We start from the raw sequence: 20974 nt of genomic DNA, 5'->3' as shown, positions 1-20974 counted from the left end.
GGAAGTTCAGTCGAGAGCCTGAGTGTCCCTATGCCAGAGCCGCAAACTTATCGTCCCGTTGCCCGTCCGTGTGTCGGAATGTGGCACGTCGGCTGGGTCAGCTCATCCTGAGCGCGGGACCCGATCCGTCCCGCGCGCAGGATGGCCGGGTCAGCTACCCGCCCCGCCGGGGAACAGCTGGTTCACCAGTTCGTCGATCTTGCGGTCGGCGTCGATGAACTTGTTCATGTTGGCGCCGCCACGCAGCGAGTCGTACTGGGCCTGCCCGGCGAGCTGGCCGTTGCTGTACACCTTGATCTCCGCAAAGGCCATGTACATGGCCAGGTCCCAACGCCAGTTCGCGCTGTAGGTCGAGGTGGTGGGGCATTCGGTGATTGATGCGGAAGCGGGCAACTGGCGCACGGTGTAGCCCTTGGTCGCCAGCGATCGCTTGTACGCCTCGATGAAACCAGCGCGCACGGCCGGACTTTCGATCACGCACACCTGCCGGCCCTCCAGCTTCGCCACCGGCTTCACGGTCTGGTGGATGGCGCAGCCGCCCAGGACCAGTGTGGCGCACACGGCTGCGCCGAGAACTTTCGTTGCTCGCATTTTTGGAATCCCTCGTTCGTTGTTGTTCAGCGGGCATTGCGCCCGTGGCAACTATAGCGTTGGCGTTGCGCGGAGGGATTGCACTCGTCGCGCTACTCAATGCTGCTCTGGGGAAATCTTCCTGCGACGTGGTTGCTTCGTGCTCGCACCCTGCGCCGGCGCTGCGAAGCCCGCGAGGATGAAGGTCACCAGTTCCTCGGCTCCGTCCTCACTCCTGGGTGGAGACGGTCGGGCCTCGACGCCCGCCAGGGTGTTCCATCCGACCGGAGCGCCCTGTCCCAGCACCAGGTAGCTGGCACCGATGGCGCAGAGCATGCGCCACATCATCTTGTCACGGGGGAGAGTGGGGTAGCAGTTCGACAGCGCATCCAGGTACAAGGCGGTGACCTTGACGGACTCCTCCAGCACATGCTCCTTGCGCTTGCGGTCGACGTCCGCGGCGAACATCAGGTGCAGCATCATCTGCATGACTTCGCGGTTGTGCGGTCGCTGGACGTTCTCGATCCAGGGCTGGATCCAGCAGCGCAACACCTCGCGCGGGTCGGGCGAGGACTCGGTCGCCAGCAGCAGCGAGAGCCGGTCCAGACGCTCGCCGGCAATCTGCGCCGCCATGCCGCGAATCACCTCGTCGAGAAGTCCGTCCCGTCCCCCGAAGTGGTAGTTGATCAGGGCGACGTTTGCGCCCGCGCGGGAGGCTACGTCGACGACCTTGAGTCCGGAGAGGCCGCGTTCGGCCACCAGCTCGCGGGCAGCCTGCACCAGGCGCCGGCCGCTGTCGCCGTACGAAGAAGTGGGGGCTGCGGGGGTTGCCCGGCGCCGCGAAGTGGCCATCTTAAAAACGTTTTGACTTCGATCGAAGCGGAGTGTATTCTTAAAACCGTTTTAACTCGTGCGACATCCTTTCCGACCTGGAGACCAGACGATGACCGAAGACATCACGATCGCCCCGCCCCGCACCTGGGAAGAACTGAGAACCGAAGTGCAGCGCCGCACCGACGCCCAGGTCTATCCGATGACCGGCGCGCGCGGCGAGGACGTGCGCATCATCCTCGGGCGCATCGACAGCCTGGACGACGACGCGTGGGGCCGGTCGTGGTCCGCGATGGCGCGAGAGTGGTTCGAGCGCGGCCAGGCGCTGGAAGCCACGGATCGCAAGGCCGCAGCCGACGCCTTCATCATGGCCTGGCGCTACGGCAGCTTCGGTGCGTGGCCGTCGGCAACGTCCCCCGAAAAGCGCAAGTCGCTCCAGGTGGGCCTCGACGCGTTCGCCCGCTATGGGCGGCTGCAGGCGCAGCCCATCGAGCGCATCGAGGTGCGCTTCGAAGGCGGCGTGATCCCGATCCTGCTGCAGTTGCCGAGCATCGACGGTCCGGCGCCTGTCATGCTGTCGCTGGGAGGCCTGGACAGCTTCAAGGAGTACGTGGCCGAGCGGTACGGGCCGGTGTACATGAAGCACAAGATCGGCTGGGTCGGGCTGGATGCGCCGAACACCGGCGAGACGAAGCTGCTCCCGCGGCCGGGCGTCGAGAAGGCCTACTCCGCGGTCATCGACTACCTGCTCACTCGCAAGGACGTTGACGCGTCGCGCATCGGATTGCAGGGGGTGAGCATGGGCGGCTACTGGGCCACGCGGTTCGCCTTCGCCGAGCCGAAGCGGCTGAAGCTCGCCGTGAACTGGGCGGGACCGCTCGACGCCGCATGGGCGCCGCGGCAGATCCGGGGCGCGCTGTCATCGAAGGAATACCTGTTCGGCCTGCCTGCGGCTTTGCTCGCGCAATCAGGCTGGTCTTCGCTCGCCGAACTGGTGGAGCGCCAGCAGGAACTGTCGATCGTTACCATGGGCCTGGTCGACAAGCCCACGCCCCAGCGAATGCTGATCGTCAATGGGCTGAAGGACAGCCTGGTCCCCGCCTCCGACACCATGCTGCTGCTCCAGCACGGAACCCCCAAGTCCGCCTGGATCAACCCGGAAGGCATCCACCTCGCGCGCTCCGCCGAGTGGAACGACGAGCGGATCAAGCAGCAGATCATCATGCCCTGGATCGTCGACGCGATGGCGGCCTAGGGTCATCGAGCATCCACCCCGACAGAGGAGACAACCATGACGATCACCAGTTCGCTGCGCCCCATCCTGGCAGGCGCCATCCTCGCTGTGGCCACGGCAGGTGCGTTCGCGCAGGCGTGGCCCAGCCGGCCCATCAAGATCATCGTCGGCCTGCCCGCGGGGCTCGCGGTCGACGTCATCGCGCGCGTCTATGCCGACAAGCTCTCGAAGACACTCGGCCAGCCCGTGGTCGTCGAGAACCGCGCCGGTGCAGCGGGAAACATCGCGCAGGACTTCGTGGCCAAGGCTCCGGCCGACGGCTACACGCTGCTCTACGCGATCTCGAATTCCTTCGTCACGAACCCCTACGTCTACGCCAGGCTGCCCTTCGACGTGGACAAGGATTTCGCGCCGGTCTCCATGACGGCGCTCGCGGGCCTGTACGTGGTGGTGGGCAAGGATTTCCCGGCGAACAACATGCGCGAGCTGATCCAGCTCGTGCGCGCGAACCCGGGCAAATATTCCTATGCCTCGTACGGTATCGGCGGATTTCCGCACCTGATGATGGAGCTGATCCTCGACGAGGAGAAACTCAACATGGTCCATGTTCCGTATCGCGGTGGCGCGCTCGTCGAAGTCGCGGGCGGCTCCATCCCGATGGTGATCGAACCGCCCAACACCGCTATTCCCTTCATCCGGGACGGCCGCGTGAAGGGCCTTGCCTATCTCGGCACGAAGCGCCACCCGGCCACGCCGGACATCCCCCTGCTCTCGGAGTCCGTTCCCGGAACGAAGGGCATCATCGGTTTCCACGGCATCTGGGCGCCCGCCGCGACCCCGCGCGACATCGTGGCGCGCCTGAACCAGGAGATCGTCAAGGCCAGCCAGGACCCGGAGGTGCAGGAACGCGTCCGCGCCGCCTTCGCCGAGACGACGTCTTCGACGCCTGAAGAACTTGCCGCGCAGGTGAAGCGGGACCAGGCGCGCTGGAGCGCGTTGATCAAGGCGAAGAACATCAAGGCTGAGTGACGGATGCAGCCAGTGGGCACACAAGGCGCCCACCCAAGTCGCGCTGCGCCGAGGGCCCAAGCCTGAGCAGAAATTGGAGACTGACCAAATGAGAAAGCGGGCTTTCGCCCGCCTTCTCTGATTTCCAGTCGCAGCGCGCCAGCTTACATCCGCGGCTCGCCGCGCTGGTTCACAACCACCTTGTTGTTAGGCGGCGGCGCGGCCATCTGCACCGTGCGGGGCGAGCCGCGGTAGTTGTAGGTCACTTCGTAGTAGGCAGGAGGGCCTTGCACGGTGCTGCAACGCTGCACGTCCTGCGGCGCGGCGCCGACCTGGTAACCCAGGATGCCTGCGATCAGCGCGGCGGCGGGATCCACCGGCGCGGGCGCGGCCTGGCGCTCCACCCAGCAGCGCTGGTTCGGCGGGCCCATGATGGCGCGCACCCCGGTCACCGGCACCTCGCTCGTGCGATCGTTGCCGCGGCGCCGGTATTGGTAGTCGTCGCCCGCCGCCGCTTGCGGCTCGTTGTCGTACCTGCGCTTGTCGCTCGCCTTGCGAACGGAGGAGATCTTCCCATCGAGCCCGGCGGCTTTCAGGCTGGGGTAATTGCCTTGGCGCAGCATGGCGCAACGGCCCTCGAAGCGCGGTTCCTCGCAAACCTCCCAGCGGCCGCGCTCCACCACGATCGAGTTCGCCTGGTCGCCGAGCCCGCGGCGATCCAGGTTGCGCATTTCCTTGTCGATGACCACGGAGCGGCCGCGAAAGCCCTCGCGTTCGTACATGACGACCTGGGCCATGGCTTGCGAGCCCAGGATCAGTGTGCAGACGGCAAGAGCCGTCTTGGTGGCGAATTTCATTGTGTCTCCGGGTTGACGCCTTCGATGACGTGCAGGACAGCATCGTCAGTGAACACCTCGGACCCTGTAGTCCCCTACCGTTGAGCTATGTCAGTCAACAAGCTGGCCTAAGCCGCCGCCTGCTCCCTGAATTCCCCCGGCGCCACCCCCGCCCAGCCCTTGAACGCGCGCGCGAAACTCTTCTCGTTGCGGAACCCCACCTCCGCCGCCACCTGCTTCACCGGCTTCTTCGTGCGATAGAGCAAGTCCTTCGCGCGTTCCATGCGCACTTCGTCTTTCAGCTGCTGCAGGCTCGCGCCCTCTTCCTTCAACTGGCGGTGCAAGGTGCGCGACGACACGTTCAGCAGTCCGGCCAGCGCCTCGGCGCTGTGGCTGCGCTCGGGGTGCGCGGCCAGCGCCTGGCGCACCTGCGGCACCAGCAGGCGGTCCCGGCGATAGGGCAGCACGGTGATCGACAGCGCGCGCTGCAGCATCTGCGCGAGCGCTTTCTCGTCGCGCCGCAGCGGCAGCTTCAGGTAGCGGGCGTCGAAACGCAGCGCCGCCTGCGGGGCGTCGAAGCGCAGCGGGCCGGGGAACATGTGCGCGTAGGCGTCGGCATGCGGCGGGGCCGGGAAGGGGAAGCGCGCCTCCTGCAGCGGGATGCGTGAGTCGACGTACCAGCAGGCGAGGCCATGCACGTTGCGCAGCAGGAAGGCGATGCTGAGTTCGCGGGCCGCGGCCGGCAGGGGCTGCGCTTCCTCCAGCGTGAGCGTCGCCACGCTGCCGGCCACGTCCAGGGACAGGCGCACGTCGTCCGTGAGCAGCGCGTGGTGGCGGCACCAGCGCTTGAGGGCCGTGCCGAGGTCGGGCGCCGACAGCGATGCGCGCGCCAGCATGCCGTAGCTGCCCCAGGGCAACTTGCGGCGGAAAGCGCCCAGGCCCTCGTCGTCGAGTTCGCGCATGGCCGTGGCGGAGAGCTGCTCCATCTGGCGGGCGGTCATGCGCACGTCCGGGCGGTTCAGCTGTGCTGGCGTGATCTGTGCCGCCTTCAGCGCACCCTCCGGCGCCACGCCGTGCCGCTTGTAGGCAGCGGCAATGGCGCGGGCAAAGGCCATCGGGGTGACCGCGGAGGAGGACATGGGCCAAGTATAGGCCTGGCAGGATTTGCAACCGGGGCGGCGGGTCTTGCAGGGCCGGGATCACTATGCTCGGGCGCAAAGCGCTATCGTGGGCGCGAAGACCCAGGAGACTCCGTGTCGGTACTCGAATCGCAACTGAATCCCCGCTCCGCCGACTTCCAGGCCAATGCGGCCGTCATGCAGGAACTCGTGCGTGACCTGGAAGCGCAAGTGGCGCTGCATGCCGCCGGCGGTGGCGAAGCGGCGCGCAAGAAGCACGAAGCGCGCGGCAAGCTGCCGCCGCGCGAGCGCGTGCAGATGCTGCTGGACCCGGGCACGCCTTTCCTCGAGATCGCGCCGCTGGCCGGCCACGGCATGTACCTCGAGAAGGACGGCGTGATGGCCGCACCTTGCGCCGGCATGATCGCGGGCATCGGCCGGGTGAGCGGCGTCGACTGCATGATCGTCTGCAACGACGCCACCGTGAAGGGCGGCACCTACTACCCGATGACGGTGAAGAAGCACCTGCGGGCGCAGGAGATCGCTGCACAGAACCGCCTGCCCTGCGTCTACCTGGTCGACTCCGGCGGCGCCAACCTGCCGAACCAGGACGAGGTGTTCCCGGACCGCGAGCACTTCGGCCGCATCTTCTACAACCAGGCCAACCTCTCCGCGCAAGGCATCGCGCAGATCGCGGTGGTGATGGGCTCCTGCACCGCCGGCGGCGCCTACGTGCCGGCGATGAGCGACGAGACCATCATCGTCAAGGAGCAAGGCACCATCTTCCTGGGCGGCCCGCCGCTGGTGAAGGCCGCGACGGGCGAAGTGGTGAGCGCCGAGGACCTGGGCGGCGGCGACGTGCACACGCGCCTGTCCGGCGTGGCCGACCACCTGGCGATGAACGACGAGCACGCGCTGGCGCTGGCCCGCCAGGCCGTGGCCACGCTGAACCGCGCCAAGGAGGCGCCGGTGGAACTGCGCAAGCCGGTCGCGCCGAAGTTCGACCGCAAGGAGCTGTACGGCGTGATCCCGACCGACGCGCGCAAGCCCTTCGACGTGCGGGAGATCATCGCCCGCATCGTCGACGGCTCCGAGTTCCATGAGTTCAAGGCGCGCTACGGCGCCACGCTGGTGTGCGGCTTCGCCCACATCGAAGGCATGCCGGTGGGCATCATCGCCAACAACGGCATCCTGTTTTCCGAGTCGGCGCAGAAGGGCGCGCACTTCATCGAGCTGTGCTGCCAGCGCAAGGTGCCGCTGGTGTTCCTGCAGAACATCACCGGCTTCATGGTGGGGCGCAAGTACGAGGCCGAGGGCATCGCGCGCCACGGCGCCAAGCTGGTGACGGCGGTGGCCACAGCCAGCGTGCCCAAGTTCACCATCATCATCGGCGGCAGCTTCGGCGCCGGCAACTACGGCATGTGCGGCCGCGCCTATTCGCCGCGCTTCCTGTGGATGTGGCCCAACGCGCGCATCTCAGTGATGGGCGGCGAGCAGGCCGCCAGCGTGCTGGCCACGGTCAAGCGCGACGGCATCGAGTCTCGCGGCGGCAAGTGGAGCGCGGAAGAGGAAGCCGCGTTCAAGCAGCCGCTGCTGGACCAGTTCGCCTTCCAGTCGCATCCTTATTACTCCAGCGCGCGGCTCTGGGACGACGGCGTGATCGATCCGGCCGACACGCGCCGCGTGCTGGCGCTGGGCCTGTCCGCCTCCATGAACGCGCCGATCGGCGAGCCGAAGTTCGGCGTGTTCCGGATGTGACGGCCATGCAGCCGACCATCTACGACCTGCCGGAACACGAACTGCTGCGCGACCAGGTCGCGCGCTTCATCGCGAAAGAGGTCGAGCCGCATGCGCAGGCCTGGGAAGAGCAGGGCATGGTGCCGCGCGAGGTGCTGCGGCGCATGGGTGCCGCCGGCATGCTGGGCCTGATGTTCGAGCCGGACCACGGCGGCGGCGGCGCCGATGCGCTGACCAACCTGGTGTTCGCCGAGGCCCTGTCGCAATCGACCTTCGGCGGCTTCATCATCACCGTGCTGGTCCACACCGACATGGCGGGCCCGCACCTGCACCACGCGGGCAATGCGGCGCAGAAGGACAAGTACCTGCGCCAGGTGACGGCCGGCGAGAAGATCACCGCCGTCGCCATCACCGAGCCGGGCGCCGGCTCCGACGTGGCGGGCATCCGCACGACGGCGAAGAAGGATGGGGATCATTGGGTGCTGAACGGCACCAAGATGTTCATCACCAACGGCGTGCATGCCGACCTGTACTTCGTCGCGGCCAAGACCGGGCCGGGCAAGCGCGAGGTCTCTATGTTCATCGTGGAGAAGGGCACGCCCGGCTTCAGCGTGGGCCGCGCCCTGAAGAAGACCGGCTGGCTCAGCTCCGACACCGCCGAACTGGTGTTCGACAACGTGCGCGTGCCGGCCGCCAACCTGCTGGGCGAGGAAGGCAAGGGCTTCTACTCGGTGATGAAGAACTTCCAGACCGAGCGCATCGCGCTGGCCGCCATGGCCGTCGGCCACTGCCAACAGGCGCTGCGCCACACGCTGGACTACGTGCGGCAGCGCCAGGCCTTCGGCGGCGTGCTGTGGGACCAGCAGGCGATCCGCCAGCGCTTCTCGATGCTGGATGCCAAGACGCGCGCGGCGCGCCAGTTCATGTACCACTGCGCCTGGAGCGTGACGCAGGGCCACGACATCGTGCAGGAAGTCTCCATGCTCAAGGCGCTGACCGGCGAACTGGTGAACGAAGTTGTCGCGACTTGCCAGCAGTTCCATGGCGGGATGGGGTTCATTCGCGAGACGGCGGTGGAGCGGCTGTGGCGCGACGCCCGCGTGCTGGCCATTGGCGGCGGCGCAACGGAAGTGATGCTGGAGGAGGTGGCCAAGCGGTACTGAAACCGGGATTCCCGGGAGAATGAAAACCGCCTGACCACAACGAGGAGGATCCATGCACTTCAACCGTCTGTTCCTGGGCGCCTTGCTGGCCGCGGCCTGCGCGGCGGCCACGGCACGCAACGACCGCCTGCTGCTGCCGATCGACGCGGCCATGCGAAGCAACGGCACGCGCGCCATGCTCGCCCCCGACATCGCGCTGCGCTTCGGCGCGGCGTCCAACCAGGCCGGCGACGCCGGCTTCGTGCTGGCGCACGCGGTGGCCGATCCCTTCGGTGGCGGCAATCCCGCCACCGGCGGCAGCCGCCAGCGCCGCGCCGACGAAGTGGTGTGCCTCGATGCCTTCCGCAAAGCGCTGGTCGACCTGCAGCAGAAGGCCCGCCAGCAAAGCGGCACCGCCGTGGTCGGCATCGTCAGCAACTACAACAACGTGGTGCTGGACAGCCGCGAGGTCTACGAATGCCACATCGGCCATTCGCGCGGCGTCGTCGACCTGAAGGGGGTGGTGGCGCGCAATGCCATGCCGGTGATGGCACCGCCCCTGGCGCCGGCCGCACCGCGCGCGCCGTTGGCGGCCGAGGCGCCCGCGGCGCCGCTCGCGCCGCCGCCGCCACGTTTCGCCAGCGGCTATGCGGCCATCGACGACATCGACGCCGTTCCCTACCTGAGCGACCGCGGCCGGGAAGAGTACCGCCGTTACCTCACCTGGCCCACGCCCAAGGCCTTCGCGCTGGCCAGCAACGGCTACTTCTGGTCGGCCTCGGGCCTCAAGCCCAAGGATCCGGCGCTGCCCACCGATCCCACCGAACGGGCCCTGCAAGGCTGCGAGCGCGCGGCCAAGATGGCGTGCAAGCTCTACGCCGTCAACGGCGCGGTCGTCTGGGGCAAGTAGTCCCTAGGAGAACCCCATGCTGCAAACCGATGCCGCCGGCCCCATCGCCACCCTCACGCTCGATCGTGCCGAAGTGCGCAACGCCTTCAACGACGAACTGATCCCCATGATCACCCAGGCCTTCCGCGACCTGGGCGGGCGCGAGGACGTGCGCTGCATCGTGCTGGCGGCCAAGGGCCCGGCCTTCTGCGCCGGCGCCGACCTGAACTGGATGAAGCGCATGGCCGACTACACCCGCGAGGAAAACCTCGCGGACGCCGGCGCGCTGGCCGAGATGCTGCGCACGGTTTACGCGTGCCCCAAGCCCACCATCGCCAAGATCCAGGGCGACGTGTACGCGGGCGGCACGGGGCTGGTGGCAGCGTGCGACATCGCGGTGGCCATGGACACCGCGCACTTCTGCCTGAGCGAGACGCGCCTGGGCCTGATCCCGGCGACCATCAGCCCGTACGTGATCCGCGCGATGGGCGCGCGGGCGGCGCATCGCTACTTCCTGTCGGCCGAGCGCTTCACGGCGGCCGAAGCGCACCGGATGGGCTTCGTGCATGAAGTGGTGACCAGCGGCCACCTCGACGCCAAGGTGAGCGAGATCGCCAATGCGCTGGCAGCCTGCGGGCCGGCGGCCGTGCGCGCCAGCAAGAAGCTGGTGCAGGACGTGGCCGACCGCGAGATCACGCCGGAGCTCATCGCGATGACGGTGGCCGGCATCGCCGACATCCGCGCCACGCCGGAAGGCCGCGAGGGCGTGCAGTCCTTCCTGCAGAAGCGCAAGCCGAACTGGCTGCCGCAAGCCTGATCCAACGCCCATGGACACCATCGGCAACCTCGTGGGAACCCCGCAGCTGCTCGCGCTGGCAGCGGCGCTCGGCTGGGTCAGCGGCATCCGCCTGTACGCGGCCGTCTTCCTGGTCGGCGCGGCCGGCTACATGGGCTGGGTGGGCCTGCCCGAAGGCCTGCACGTGCTGGAGCACCCGGGCGTGCTGGCCGCCAGCGGCTTCATGTGCTTCATCGAGTTCTTCGCCGACAAGATTCCCTTCGTCGACACGGTCTGGGACACGATCCACACCTTCATCCGCATTCCCGCGGGCGCCGCTCTGGCCGCCGGCGCACTGGGCGCCGACGGTCCGGCCGCCGGCTGGATCGCGGCGATCCTCGGCGGCACGCTGGCCGCGACCAGCCATGCGACCAAGCTCACCGCGCGCGCCGCGGCGAACACCTCGCCGGAACCCTTCTCCAACATCGGCCTGTCTTTGCTGGAGGACGGCTTCACCGTCTTCATGCTGTGGCTGGCCGCGACGCATCCCGTGTGGTTCGCGGTCGTGCTGGTGATCTCCATCGTCGCCGCGGTCCTGCTGATGCTGGTGCTGGTGCAGTTCCTGCGCACGGTGCTGCGCGGCCTCAAGCGCTTCCTCTCCGGTGACGGACTTCCCCAAGGAACCCCATAAATGTTCAAGAAGATTCTCATTGCCAACCGCGGCGAGATCGCCTGCCGCGTCGCGGCGACCGCGCGCCGCATGGCCGTCCGCACCGTCGCCGTGTACTCGGATGCAGACGCAGATGCCAAGCACGTCGCCGCCTGCGACGAAGCCGTGCACATCGGCGGCAGCGCGCCCAAGGACAGCTACCTGCAGTGGGAGCGGATCATCGCGGCGGCCAAGGCGACCGGTGCCGAGGCCATCCATCCCGGCTACGGTTTCCTGAGCGAGAACGAGGCTTTCGCCGATGCCTGCGCGCAGGCGGGCCTGGTCTTCATCGGCCCGCCCGCTTCGGCCATCCAGGCGATGGGCCTGAAGGCGGAGTCGAAGCAGTTGATGGAAAAGGCCGGCGTGCCGCTGGTGCCGGGCTACCACGGCGCCGCGCAGGATCCGGCGCTGCTGCAGCGCGAAGCGGACCGCATCGGCTATCCCGTATTGATCAAGGCCAGCGCGGGCGGCGGCGGCAAGGGCATGCGCGCGGTGGACAAGGCGGAGGACTTCGCCGCGGCGCTCGCGTCGTGCCAGCGCGAGGCGCGCAACAGCTTCGGCGACGAGGCCGTGCTGGTGGAGAAGTACGTCACCCGGCCGCGCCACATCGAGATCCAGGTCTTCGGCGATGCGCACGGCAACTACGTCTGGCTGTTCGAGCGCGACTGCTCGGTGCAGCGGCGCCACCAGAAGGTGCTGGAAGAAGCGCCGGCGCCCGGCATGACCGATGCGCTGCGCAAGCGCATGGGCGAGGCGGCGGTGGCGGCGGCGCGCGCGGTGAACTATGTGGGCGCCGGCACGGTGGAGTTCATCGTGGAGCAGCGCGGCGCGGAGATGAACTTCTTCTTCATGGAGATGAACACCCGCCTGCAGGTGGAGCATCCGGTGACGGAGGCGATCACGGGGCTGGATCTCGTCGAATGGCAATTGCGCGTGGCGTCGGGCCAGCCGCTGCCGCTGCGGCAGGAGGACCTGCGCATCCACGGCCACGCGATCGAAGCCCGCATCTGCGCCGAGAACCCGGACAACAACTTCCTGCCGGCGACCGGCACCTTGTACGTCTATCGCAAGCCGGCGGCCACGGCCTTCGAGCGCGGCACGGTGCGCATCGACGACGGCGTGCGCGAGGGCGATGCGATCTCGCCGTACTATGACTCGATGATCGCCAAGCTGATCGTGCATGGCGCGACGCGCGAGGAAGCGCTGGCGCGGCTGGACGAGGCGCTGGCCGCGACGCACATCGTCGGCCTGGCCACCAACGTGCAGTTCCTGCGCCACGTGGTGAAGAGCCGCTCGTTCGCGCAGGCCGACCTGGACACCGCGCTGATCCCGCGCGAGGCGGCCGCGCTCTTCAACCAGCAGCCGATCGGCTTCGAGCTGGCGGCGGCGGCGGCGGTCGCGCGGACCTTGCTGGACGAGCGCGCGCTGGCCGGTGACGACCCGTTCAGCCGGCGCGACGGCTGGCGCTCGCACGGCACCGGCGTGCGCCGCTTCGAGTTCGACTTCGGCGGCCAGCACACCAAGGCGGAACTGCGTTACCTGCACGACGGCGCGCTGGTGCTGGCGGTGAACGGCGCCGCGTCCCTGCCCTTGTCGTTCCGGGCGAGCGGCGATGCGATCGAGCTGCAGGCGGGCGGCCAGCGCACGCGGGCCATCGTCTACACGCAGGGTGAAACCGACCACGTGTTCACCCAGGCGGGCGCGGCCCAGATCGTGTCGATCGACCTGCTGGCCCACGCCGGCGACCAGGCCGCGGAAGGCGGCCGCCTCACCGCGCCCATGCCGGGCAAGGTGGTCTCCTTCTCCGTCAAGGCCGGCGACAAGGTCAGCAAGGGCCAGGCGCTGGCGGTGATGGAGGCGATGAAGATGGAGCACACCATCGCCGCGCCGGCGGACGGAACGGTGGCGGAACTGTTGTTCGCGCCGGGGGACCAGGTGGCGGAGGGGGCGGAGTTGTTGAAGCTGGCGGCTTGATCTGCCGTCATCCCCGCGCAGGCGGGGACCCAGGGCGCCCTGGGTTCCCGCCTGCGCGGGAATGACGTACTTACAACCGCGGCGCCGTCCGCAACACCTCTTCCAGCTGCGGCTTGTAGAACCGCGCCTGCCCCGTCGTCCCATGCCCCAGCGTCTGCTCGCTTGCCGGAATCAGGTAGACCCGCCCGTTCTTCACGCGCTTGATCTCGCGGTCCATGACGCCCAGCTCGGGCGGGTTGCGCTCGTCGTCGGCGGCGTTGATCGCCACCAGCGTCGCTGTGATCTTCTCCAGCCCCACCGACGGGTTGTAGTCGCGCGAGGACTCCCACTGGTAGATGTGGTCGTTGGCGTCGCCGGCGAAGTCGGCCTTCAGCCGTGCATCGAGCGCCTTGTCGGCCTGCTCGCGCGTGGGCCCGGCCTTGAAGTAGGAGTGGTTGCCGCCGCTGGTGGCGGTGCCGAAGAACACCGAGGCCAGGCGCAGGCTACCGGGCTGCTGCGTGTAGTTGCCGTTGTTCCAGGCCGGGTCGTTCTTGATGCTTTCCACCAGCAGGCGGCGCAGCATCCAGTTGCGGCCGGACATCTGCGTGGGCGTCGCCGCCATCGGCACCGCGATGTCCATGAAGCCGGGATAGCGCTGCGCCCAGATCCACGTGTGCATGCCGCCCATGGAGTTGCCGGTGACCATGCGCAGGTGCTTGATGCCCAGGCCTTCGCTCACCAGCCGGTACTGCGCGTCGACCATGTCGTCGTAGCTGTACTTCGGGAAAGCCATGCGCTGGCCGTCGGAGGGCTTGCTCGAGCCGCCGGTGCCGATGGCGTCGGGCAGGATCAGGAAATACTTCGCCGCGTCCAGCGGCTGGCCGGCGCCGAACAGCTCGCCCGCGTAGCCCGGCGTCAGCATGCTGGCGCCGGAGCCGGTGGTTCCGTGCAGCACCAGCACCGGTTCGCCCGCCGGGTTGCCGACGGTGCGGTAGTGGATGCGCAGCTCGGGCATCACCTGGCCGGACTGCAGCTTGAAGGCGCGCGCTACCCAGTTCGCTTCCTTCGCCGCCGGATAGTCGGCGGCCTGGGCCAGCGTTGCGCCGGCCAGCGCCAGCGCGGCCGCGCAGCCGCGCAGGAAAGTCGTCCACTGCATGCTTGTCTCCTTGGTTTGGGCGGCAGCTTGGCAGCGCGCCACCCGGGCGTCAAGCCTCCCGCACAATAAGGCCATGCGCATCACCGTCTGCTGCTCCGACACCAAGGTCGCCCCGTGGGTGGAGGGCCTGCAAGCCGCCTTGCCCGAGGCCGAAGTCTCCGAATGGAAGCCGGGCGCGCCACCGGCCGACTACGCCATGGTGTGGTCGCCTCCGCAGGCCTTCTGCGATGACCAACAGCAACTCAAAGGCATCTTCAACACCGGCGCCGGCGTCGACGCGCTGCTCAAGCTGAAGCTGCCGCCGGATGCCGTCGTCGTGCGCCTCGACGATGCCGGCATGTCGGTGCAGATGGCGGAGTTCGTCTGCCATGCGGTGATCCGGCACTTTCGCGAGCTCGATGCCTACGAGCGCGACGAAGCGCAGGCCAAGTGGGGCTTCCGCAAGCCGAAGCTGCGCGCCGACTTTCCGGTGGGCGTGATGGGCCTGGGCGTGCTGGGGCAGCGGGTGGCCCAGGCGGTCGCGTCGTTCGAGTTTCCCGTGCGCGGCTGGAGCCGCAGCCCCAAGCAGGTCGAGGGCGTGGAGTGTTTTTCCGGCGACGAAGGCTTCCGGCAGTTCCTGGCCGGCACGCGCATCCTGGTGTGCCTCTTGCCGCTGACCGAGGACACGCGCGGCATCATGAACCGCGCGACCTTGTCGCAGCTGCTGCCGCAGGCGTACGTCATCAACGTGGCGCGCGGCGCGCACCTGGTGGAAGACGACCTGCTGGCCTTGCTCGACGAGGGCCACCTGGCCGGGGCGGCACTGGACGTGTTCCGCACCGAGCCGCTGCCGCCCGAGCACCGGTTCTGGACCCATCCGAAGGTGACGGTCACGCCGCACACCTCGGCCCGCACGCTGCGCGAGGAAAGCATCGCCCAGATCGCCCGCAAGATGCGGGCTTTCTCGCGGGGTGAGCCCATCGCCGGTGTGGTTGATCGCAAGAAAGGATACTGAAGCCATGGCTTATCCCAGCAGAGTCAAGCTCGTCGACGTCGGCCCGCGCGACGGCTTGCAGAACGAGAAGGAGCCGGTGCCGGCGGCGGTGAAGATCGCGCTGGTGCACCGGCTGCAGGACGCCGGGCTGAAGGAGATCGAGGTCACCAGCTTCGTCTCGCCCAAGTGGGTGCCGCAGATGGCCGACAACGCCGAGGTGATGGCGGGCATCCAGCGCAAGCCGGGCGTGCGCTATTCGGTGCTGACGCCCAACCTCAAGGGGCTGGAAGCATCGCTGGCTTCGAAGCCGGACGAGATCGTGGTGTTCGGCGCCGCCAGCGAGGCGTTTAGCCAGCGCAATATCAACTGCTCGATCGCGGAGAGCATCGAGCGCTTCGCGCCGGTGGTGGAAGCCGCGCGCAAGCACGGCATCTACGTGCGCGGCGCGCTGTCCACCGCGGTGGGCTGTCCGTACGAGGGCGAGATCGCGCCCTCGCGCGTCGAGATGGTCGCCAAGCTGATGAAGCAGATCGGCGTGCAGCACCTGGGCGTGGCCGACACCATCGGCGTCGGCACGCCGCGCAAGGTGCAGGCGGCGATGGAGGCGGCCTTGAAGCACTACGCGCTGGACGACATCTCCGGCCATTTCCACGACACCTACGGCCAGGCCTTGCCGAACACCCTGGCCTGCCTGGAAATGGGCATCTGGCAGTACGACGCCTCGGTGGCCGGCCTGGGTGGCTGTCCTTATGCCAAGGGCGCGACCGGCAACGTCGCGACCGAGGACGTGGTCTACATGCTGAACGGCATGGGCATAGCGACCGGCATCGACCTCGACAAGCTGATCGACGCGGGCAAGTACATCAGCGACTTCCTGGGCCGCAAGCCGAACTCGCGGGCGGCGACGGCGATCCTGAACAAGAGGAACAACGAAGCATGTGCGGTGCCGAGCTGAGCGCGCTGCCCGAGGGCGTGCAGCGTGTCGCGCGCGTGCTGCAGGACAAGGGCCATCCCCACACGCCGGTGATGCTGGACGACGCCGCGCGCACCGCGCAGCAGGCGGCCGACGCGCTGGGTATCCAGGTCGGCCAGATCGCCAAGAGCATCATCTTCCGGCGCAAGAGCGACGATGCGGCGGTGCTGGTCATCGCCTCGGGCGACCGGCGTGTCGACGAGAAGAAGGTCGATGCCCTGGTGGGCAAGACCGGCCGCGCGGATGCGGAATTCGTCAAGGCCAAGACCGGCTTCACCATCGGCGGCGTGTCGCCGGTGGCGCACGCGCAGGCGCCGGTGACCCTGATCGACCGCGATCTGTTCCGCTTCGACGAGATCTGGGCGGCGGCCGGGCATCCGCACGGCGTGTTCAAGCTGCGGCCGCAGGACCTCGAACAGCTCACGGGCGCGCCGGTGGCCGACGTCGTGCAGGCGCCGGCGGCATGAGTCCGGCTGCGGAACTCTTGCTGGAGCGGGCGGCGGAGCTGGACGCCGGGCCGGTTCCTTCTCCTTGTATTTCCGTCTGCCGCATGAGTGCCGAGACGGGCTTCTGCGAAGGCTGCTTCCGCACGCTGGAAGAGATTGCGGCCTGGGGCATGCAGGGCGACGAGGAACGGCGCGCGGTGTGGCGCTTGCTGGTCGATCGCGTGCAGGAGGGCAAGGCATGAAGCACATCACCTTCTACCTGGACTTCATTTCGCCGTATGCCTATCTCGCGTTCGAGCAATTGCCGGAAGCGCTGAAGGGATTGAGCTACAGCGTCGACTACAAGCCGGTGCTGTTCGCGGCCTTCCTCAAGCAGCACGGCCAGCTGGGTCCGGCGGAGATCGCGCCCAAGCGCGATTGGACCTATCGGCAGGTGGCGTGGCTGGCGCATGCCCATGGCATTCCGATGGACCTGCCGGCGGCGCATCCGTTCAACCCGATCGCCTTGCTGCGGCTCGCTGTCGCGTGCGGTGCGAACCGCTACGTCTGCGAGACCATCTTCCGCCATGTGTGGCGTGGCGGTGCCGATGCGGCGGATGCGGGCCGCCTCGAAACCTTGCAGGCCTTGCTGCAGCCGAAGCGGGATCTGGCGTCGGACGAAGTGAAGGCGGAGTTGAAGGCCAACACCGACGACGCGCTCGCGCGTGGCTTGTTCGGGGTGCCGACGTGCGAGGTGGATGGGAAGTTGTTCTGGGGCTTCGATGGCTTGCCGATGCTGCGCGCTTACCTCGAAGGGAACGCGTGGTTCGACGCGGGGAACTGGGAAGCCGCTGCGAAGGTGCCGGCGGGCGTCACGCGTTCCCGGTGACGCTCCTGGATCCCGGCTCGAGGCCGGGATGACAAGCGCGCTTGTCATTGCGGGCTTGACCCGCAATCCATCCCCCGCGTCACAACAATCCCGGATACAGATCCTTCCACCCCGGATTCTCCTTCTCGATCAACGCAATCTTCCACTCCCGCTTCCAGTTCTTCAGCCGCTTCTCGGTCTGGATGGCTCCCTCGACGGAGCCGGTCGAATCGAACCAGACCAATGTCTTCAAGCCGTACTTTTGCGTGAAGCCCGCGACGTCGCCCGACTTGTGTTCGTGCACGCGGCGGATCAGGTCATTGGTGACACCGATGTAGAGGGCGCCGTTCTTGCGGTTTGCGAGGATGTAGACGTAATAGGCGGACATCCTTCGATCCCATCGCAATGGCCCGAAGGAGGCAAGGCGGCGAATCACACGGGTCTTGTGAACGAATATGCCGGGGAGCTGGATCCCGGCTCAAGGCCGGGATGACAAGGTCTCGTGGGGGCGCGAACGATAAGGTCTCGTGCGCGGCCGGGATGACAAACCCCTTGTCATTGCGGGCTCGACCCGCAATCCAGAACTCAGGTTTCAGCCACGCCGTAAGTCTGCGTTGGATTCGCGTCAGACGAGGGTCAGAGCCGGGGCGTTGAATGCGGTCTCCACACATCCAGGAGACACAGCACATGGCAACTGCCACCGCCACCGCCGGCGCCGCCGCGGACCGGCCGATGTCCGGCGAGGAGAAGAAGGTCATCTTCGCCTCGTCGCTCGGCACGGTCTTCGAGTGGTACGACTTCTACCTGTACGGATCGCTCGCCGCGATCATCGCCAAGCAGTTCTTCTCCGGCCTCGACGCCGGCTCGGCCTTCATCTTCGCGCTGCTCGCCTTCGCCGCCGGCTTCATCGTGCGCCCTTTCGGCGCCATCGTGTTCGGCCGCCTCGGCGACATGATCGGCCGCAAGTACACCTTCCTCGTCACCATCCTGATCATGGGCATGTCGACCTTCATCGTCGGCATCCTGCCCGGCTACGCCAGCATCGGCGTCGCCGCGCCGGTGATCCTGATCGCGCTGCGCCTGCTGCAGGGCCTCGCCCTCGGCGGTGAATACGGCGGCGCCGCGACCTACGTCGCCGAGCACGCACCGCACGGCAAGCGCGGCGCCTATACCGCGTGGATCCAGACCACCGCGACGCTGGGCCTGTTCCTCTCGCTGCTGGTCATCCTGGCCTGCCGCGAATTCCTGGGCGCCGAGTTCGACACCTGGGGCTGGCGTGTTCCCTTCCTGGTCTCGATCGTGCTGCTCGCCATCTCGGTCTGGATCCGCATGACCCTGAGCGAATCGCCGGCCTTCCAGCGCATGAAGGCCGAAGGCAAGGTCTCCAAGTCGCCGCTGAAGGAATCCTTCGGCCAGTGGAAGAACCTGAAGATCGTGATCCTGGCGCTGATCGGCCTCACCGCCGGCCAGGCCGTGGTCTGGTACACGGGCCAGTTCTACGCGCTGTTCTTCCTGACGCAGCAGCTGAAGGTGGATGCGGTGACCGCCAACCTGATGATCGCCGCGGCGCTGGCCATCGGCACGCCGTTCTTCATCGTGTTCGGCGCGCTCTCCGACCGCATCGGCCGCAAGCCGATCATCATGGCCGGCTGCCTGCTGGCGGTGCTGACCTACTTCCCGGTGTTCCAGGCGCTCACCGTGGCCGCCAACCCCGACCTGGCCGCCGCGCAGGCGAAGAACAAGGTCGTCGTCGTGGCCGACGCGAACGATTGCTCGTTCCAGTTCAACCCCACCGGCACCAGCAAGTTCACCAGCTCCTGCGACATCGCCAAGCAGGTGCTGGCCAACGGCTCGGTGAGCTACGAGAACGAAGCCGCGCCGGCCGGCACCGTCGCCAGCATCCGGATCGGCGACAAGGTGATCCCGGGCTATGCGGCCAAGGGCCTGTCCGCCGACGACGCCAAGAAGCGCGAAGCGGAGTTCAAGAAGGGCGTGGCCGACACGCTGAAGGCCGACGGCTATCCGGCCAAGGCGGACCCGGCCAAGATGAACAAGCTGATGATGGTCGTGATCCTGGCCTACCTGGTGATCCTGGTGACCATGGTCTACGGTCCGATCGCGGCGATGCTGGTGGAGATGTTCCCCACCCGCATTCGCTACACCTCGATGAGCCTGCCGTACCACATCGGCAACGGCTGGTTCGGCGGCCTGCTGCCCACCACCGCCTTCGCCATCGTGGCGCAGACCGGCAACATGTACAACGGCCTCTGGTACCCCATCATCATCGCCGGCGCCACCTTCATCATCGGCACGCTCTTCGTGAAGGAGACGAAGGACGTGGATATCTACGCGAAGGATTGAGCGCGCTCCGTCATCCCCGCGAAGGCGGGGATCCAGGGCATCCAAAGAGAAAGCGGCCCGCGGGCCGCTTTTTCCTTTGGCGGTCATCCCGGGCTCGACCCGGGATCCGGCACCGGTCAAGCCCGCAATGACAATGCGCGCGGCTAGCGCCGGAACTTGCCTTCCGCCCCGATGATCGACAGGTCCGCGAAGTCCAGCCCGGTGTGGTCGTTCGGGCCGTAGCTCACCTCCAGCCCGCCCAGGTCGAACTTGTTCATCCCCTCCAGCGCCTTCTGCACCTTGTCGCGCGTGGGCGAAGGGCCGGCGCGGCGCAGCGCTTCCACCATCACCTTGGCGGCGGCGTAGCCTTCCAGCATGGCGGGCGAGACATCGTCCAGGCCCTTGGCCTTGGCCAGGTCGCGCGCTTCCTTCACCATCGGATAGGCGATGGAACGCTCGTACGGGAACACCTGCGACACGATCACGCCGCGCGAGTTGTCGCCCAGGCTCTTGATGAAGCCGCCGGACGCGTTGTTGGACAGCGTGACCACCTGCGCCGCCGAGCCCGCCTTGCGCAGCGCCTTCACGCCGTCGGCCACGGCGTTGCCCGAAGCGATCCACACCAGCGCCTGCGGGTTGGTCTTGAGCACGTCGGGAATGATCTTCGCGAAGTCCGGCTTGTTGCGGTCGGTCTTGACGATGATGGTCGGGTCGAGCTTGGCCTTGGCCAGGCCCTTCTTGGCGCCCTCGAAGCCGTCGGCGCCGAAGGAGTCGTCGGTGTGCAGCACCGCGATGCGCGTGATGCCCACCGTGCCCAGGTACTCGACCGCCTTCTCCGCCTCGCGCTGGTAGGTGGCGCGCACGTTGAAGACCCACTTGTTCACCGGCTGGTGCAGCACCATCGCGCCGGTCGACGGCGCCACCAGCGGCACACCGTGCTTTTCCAGCAGCGGCAGCACGGCCTCGGTGTGCGGCGTGCCGCGGTTGAGGAACAGGGCGACGACGTTCTTTTCCTCGATCAGCACCTTGGCGTTGGCCGCGGCCTTCTTCGGGTCGAAGGCGTCGTCCATCGCTACCAGCTCGATCTTCTGGCCGTTCACCCCGCCCTTGGCGTTGATGTGATCGAGCCAGAGCCTGGCGCCGTTGGAGGTTTCCTTGACGCCGGCCTCGGCGACGCCCGTGAAGCCCGCGGTCTGCCCGATGACGATCTGGGCGAAGGATGGCGCAAGCGCGAATGCGGCCACTGCCGCGACGATCCAGTGCTTCATGACGTCCCCTCGACTTTGTGTGTACCGAAGTGTAGGTTCGCGGGCACTAACTGTCGAGCAGGGCGTGGTAAACAAGGAATTTTTCGCGCCCGGGCGGCCCTGCGGCCCGGCAAGACCCTCCCGCCTTCCGGCAACGCCACGCTCCCTAGAATGTCGGGCCCCACCAGAA

General features: G+C 67.7%; 21 protein-coding genes. 14 read left to right on the top strand and 7 right to left on the bottom strand.

Translation table 11 applies throughout. From position 1 onward, the window contains the following. Positions 1–150 precede the first annotated feature (150 nt). Positions 151–561: an Sbal_3080 family lipoprotein gene (locus LZ009_RS01455; protein WP_275696101.1), complete on the bottom strand. Its 411-nt coding sequence runs from the start codon at positions 559–561 to the stop codon at positions 151–153. Positions 562–687: 126 nt separating this feature from the next. After that, positions 688–1422 carry a TetR/AcrR family transcriptional regulator gene (locus LZ009_RS01450; RefSeq protein ID WP_275696100.1) on the bottom strand — a complete coding sequence of 245 codons (735 nt, stop codon included), beginning with the start codon at positions 1420–1422 and terminating at the stop codon, positions 688–690. 91 nt (positions 1423–1513) lie between these two features. On the opposite strand from LZ009_RS01450, the gene LZ009_RS01445 reads away from it, so the two are divergent. After that, the gene (locus LZ009_RS01445; RefSeq protein WP_275696099.1) at positions 1514–2656 is read left to right on the top strand and encodes an alpha/beta hydrolase family protein; all 1143 of its coding nucleotides are present in this window, start codon (positions 1514–1516) and stop codon (positions 2654–2656) included. 36 nt (positions 2657–2692) lie between these two features. After that, positions 2693–3664, top strand: a complete 972-nt coding sequence (locus LZ009_RS01440; RefSeq protein WP_275696098.1) for a Bug family tripartite tricarboxylate transporter substrate binding protein — start codon at positions 2693–2695, stop codon at positions 3662–3664. Positions 3665–3807: 143 nt separating this feature from the next. Here LZ009_RS01440 and LZ009_RS01435 read toward each other — a convergent pair whose 3' ends face one another. Together LZ009_RS01435 and LZ009_RS01430 are read right to left on the bottom strand one after the other, a co-directional pair. Next, positions 3808–4500: a beta/gamma-crystallin gene (locus LZ009_RS01435; protein ID WP_275696097.1), complete on the bottom strand. Its 693-nt coding sequence runs from the start codon at positions 4498–4500 to the stop codon at positions 3808–3810. A gap of 107 nt (positions 4501–4607) precedes the next feature. Next, a complete protein-coding gene (locus LZ009_RS01430) occupies positions 4608–5618 on the bottom strand; it encodes an AraC family transcriptional regulator (protein ID WP_275696096.1) in 1011 nt (336 codons plus the stop codon). 114 nt (positions 5619–5732) lie between these two features. Here LZ009_RS01430 and LZ009_RS01425 point away from each other — a divergent pair, with 114 nt between their 5' ends. The 6 genes from LZ009_RS01425 to LZ009_RS01400 are packed head-to-tail and all read left to right on the top strand — an operon-like array spanning position 5733 to position 12823. Further along, positions 5733–7355, top strand: a complete 1623-nt coding sequence (locus tag LZ009_RS01425) for a carboxyl transferase domain-containing protein (RefSeq protein WP_275696095.1) — start codon at positions 5733–5735, stop codon at positions 7353–7355. A 5-nt stretch (positions 7356–7360) separates the two neighbouring features. Further along, positions 7361–8497, top strand: a complete 1137-nt coding sequence (locus tag LZ009_RS01420; protein ID WP_275696094.1) for an acyl-CoA dehydrogenase family protein — start codon at positions 7361–7363, stop codon at positions 8495–8497. A gap of 52 nt (positions 8498–8549) precedes the next feature. Then, complete coding sequence (locus LZ009_RS01415) at positions 8550–9386, top strand: hypothetical protein (protein WP_275696093.1); 837 nt, start codon at positions 8550–8552, stop codon at positions 9384–9386. Between the two features lie 16 nt (positions 9387–9402). Further along, positions 9403–10182, top strand: a complete 780-nt coding sequence (locus tag LZ009_RS01410) for an enoyl-CoA hydratase/isomerase family protein (RefSeq protein WP_275696092.1) — start codon at positions 9403–9405, stop codon at positions 10180–10182. Positions 10183–10192: 10 nt separating this feature from the next. Beyond that, on the top strand, positions 10193–10831 hold the full coding sequence (locus tag LZ009_RS01405) for a DUF4126 domain-containing protein (RefSeq protein WP_275696091.1): 639 nt from the start codon (positions 10193–10195) through the stop codon (positions 10829–10831). Next, the gene (locus LZ009_RS01400) at positions 10832–12823 is read left to right on the top strand and encodes an acetyl/propionyl/methylcrotonyl-CoA carboxylase subunit alpha (RefSeq protein ID WP_275696090.1); all 1992 of its coding nucleotides are present in this window, start codon (positions 10832–10834) and stop codon (positions 12821–12823) included. Between the two features lie 70 nt (positions 12824–12893). Here the strand turns inward: LZ009_RS01400 and LZ009_RS01395 are convergent, their stop codons facing one another. Beyond that, the gene (locus tag LZ009_RS01395) at positions 12894–13958 is read right to left on the bottom strand and encodes an alpha/beta fold hydrolase (RefSeq protein WP_275696089.1); all 1065 of its coding nucleotides are present in this window, start codon (positions 13956–13958) and stop codon (positions 12894–12896) included. A gap of 73 nt (positions 13959–14031) precedes the next feature. Between LZ009_RS01395 and LZ009_RS01390 the strand changes: the two genes are divergently transcribed. The 5 genes from LZ009_RS01390 to LZ009_RS01370 all read left to right on the top strand — a co-directional run bounded on the left by LZ009_RS01390 (position 14032) and on the right by LZ009_RS01370 (position 17218). Further along, entirely contained in the window at positions 14032–14952 is a 921-nt protein-coding gene (locus tag LZ009_RS01390; RefSeq protein WP_275696088.1) for a 2-hydroxyacid dehydrogenase, read from the top strand. Positions 14953–14956: 4 nt separating this feature from the next. Next, complete coding sequence (locus LZ009_RS01385) at positions 14957–15886, top strand: hydroxymethylglutaryl-CoA lyase (RefSeq protein WP_275696087.1); 930 nt, start codon at positions 14957–14959, stop codon at positions 15884–15886. Continuing rightward, positions 15868–16371, top strand: coding sequence for a YbaK/EbsC family protein (locus LZ009_RS01380; protein WP_275696086.1), 504 nt, complete (start codon positions 15868–15870; stop codon positions 16369–16371). The genes LZ009_RS01385 and LZ009_RS01380 overlap by 19 nt, the downstream gene beginning before the upstream one ends. Before the next feature lie 83 nt (positions 16372–16454). Beyond that, on the top strand, positions 16455–16592 hold the full coding sequence (locus tag LZ009_RS24255; RefSeq protein WP_346730710.1) for a DUF1289 domain-containing protein: 138 nt from the start codon (positions 16455–16457) through the stop codon (positions 16590–16592). After that, the gene (locus tag LZ009_RS01370; RefSeq protein ID WP_275696084.1) at positions 16589–17218 is read left to right on the top strand and encodes a 2-hydroxychromene-2-carboxylate isomerase; all 630 of its coding nucleotides are present in this window, start codon (positions 16589–16591) and stop codon (positions 17216–17218) included. Before LZ009_RS24255 ends, LZ009_RS01370 begins: the two co-directional genes overlap by 4 nt. Before the next feature lie 79 nt (positions 17219–17297). Here the strand turns inward: LZ009_RS01370 and LZ009_RS01365 are convergent, their stop codons facing one another. Further along, positions 17298–17585: a GIY-YIG nuclease family protein gene (locus tag LZ009_RS01365; RefSeq protein WP_275696083.1), complete on the bottom strand. Its 288-nt coding sequence runs from the start codon at positions 17583–17585 to the stop codon at positions 17298–17300. Between the two features lie 299 nt (positions 17586–17884). Between LZ009_RS01365 and LZ009_RS01360 the strand changes: the two genes are divergently transcribed. Further along, complete coding sequence (locus LZ009_RS01360) at positions 17885–19558, top strand: MFS transporter (protein WP_275696082.1); 1674 nt, start codon at positions 17885–17887, stop codon at positions 19556–19558. Positions 19559–19701: 143 nt separating this feature from the next. On the opposite strand, the gene LZ009_RS01355 is transcribed toward LZ009_RS01360, so the two are convergent. Then, positions 19702–20805, bottom strand: a complete 1104-nt coding sequence (locus LZ009_RS01355; RefSeq protein ID WP_275696081.1) for an ABC transporter substrate-binding protein — start codon at positions 20803–20805, stop codon at positions 19702–19704. Between the last annotated feature and the right edge of the window lie 169 nt (positions 20806–20974).

Source organism: Ramlibacter paludis (assembly GCF_022012305.1).
Taxonomy (GTDB): domain Bacteria; phylum Pseudomonadota; class Gammaproteobacteria; order Burkholderiales; family Burkholderiaceae_C; genus Ramlibacter; species Ramlibacter paludis.
This window is presented reverse-complemented; position numbering and strand designations above follow the sequence as displayed.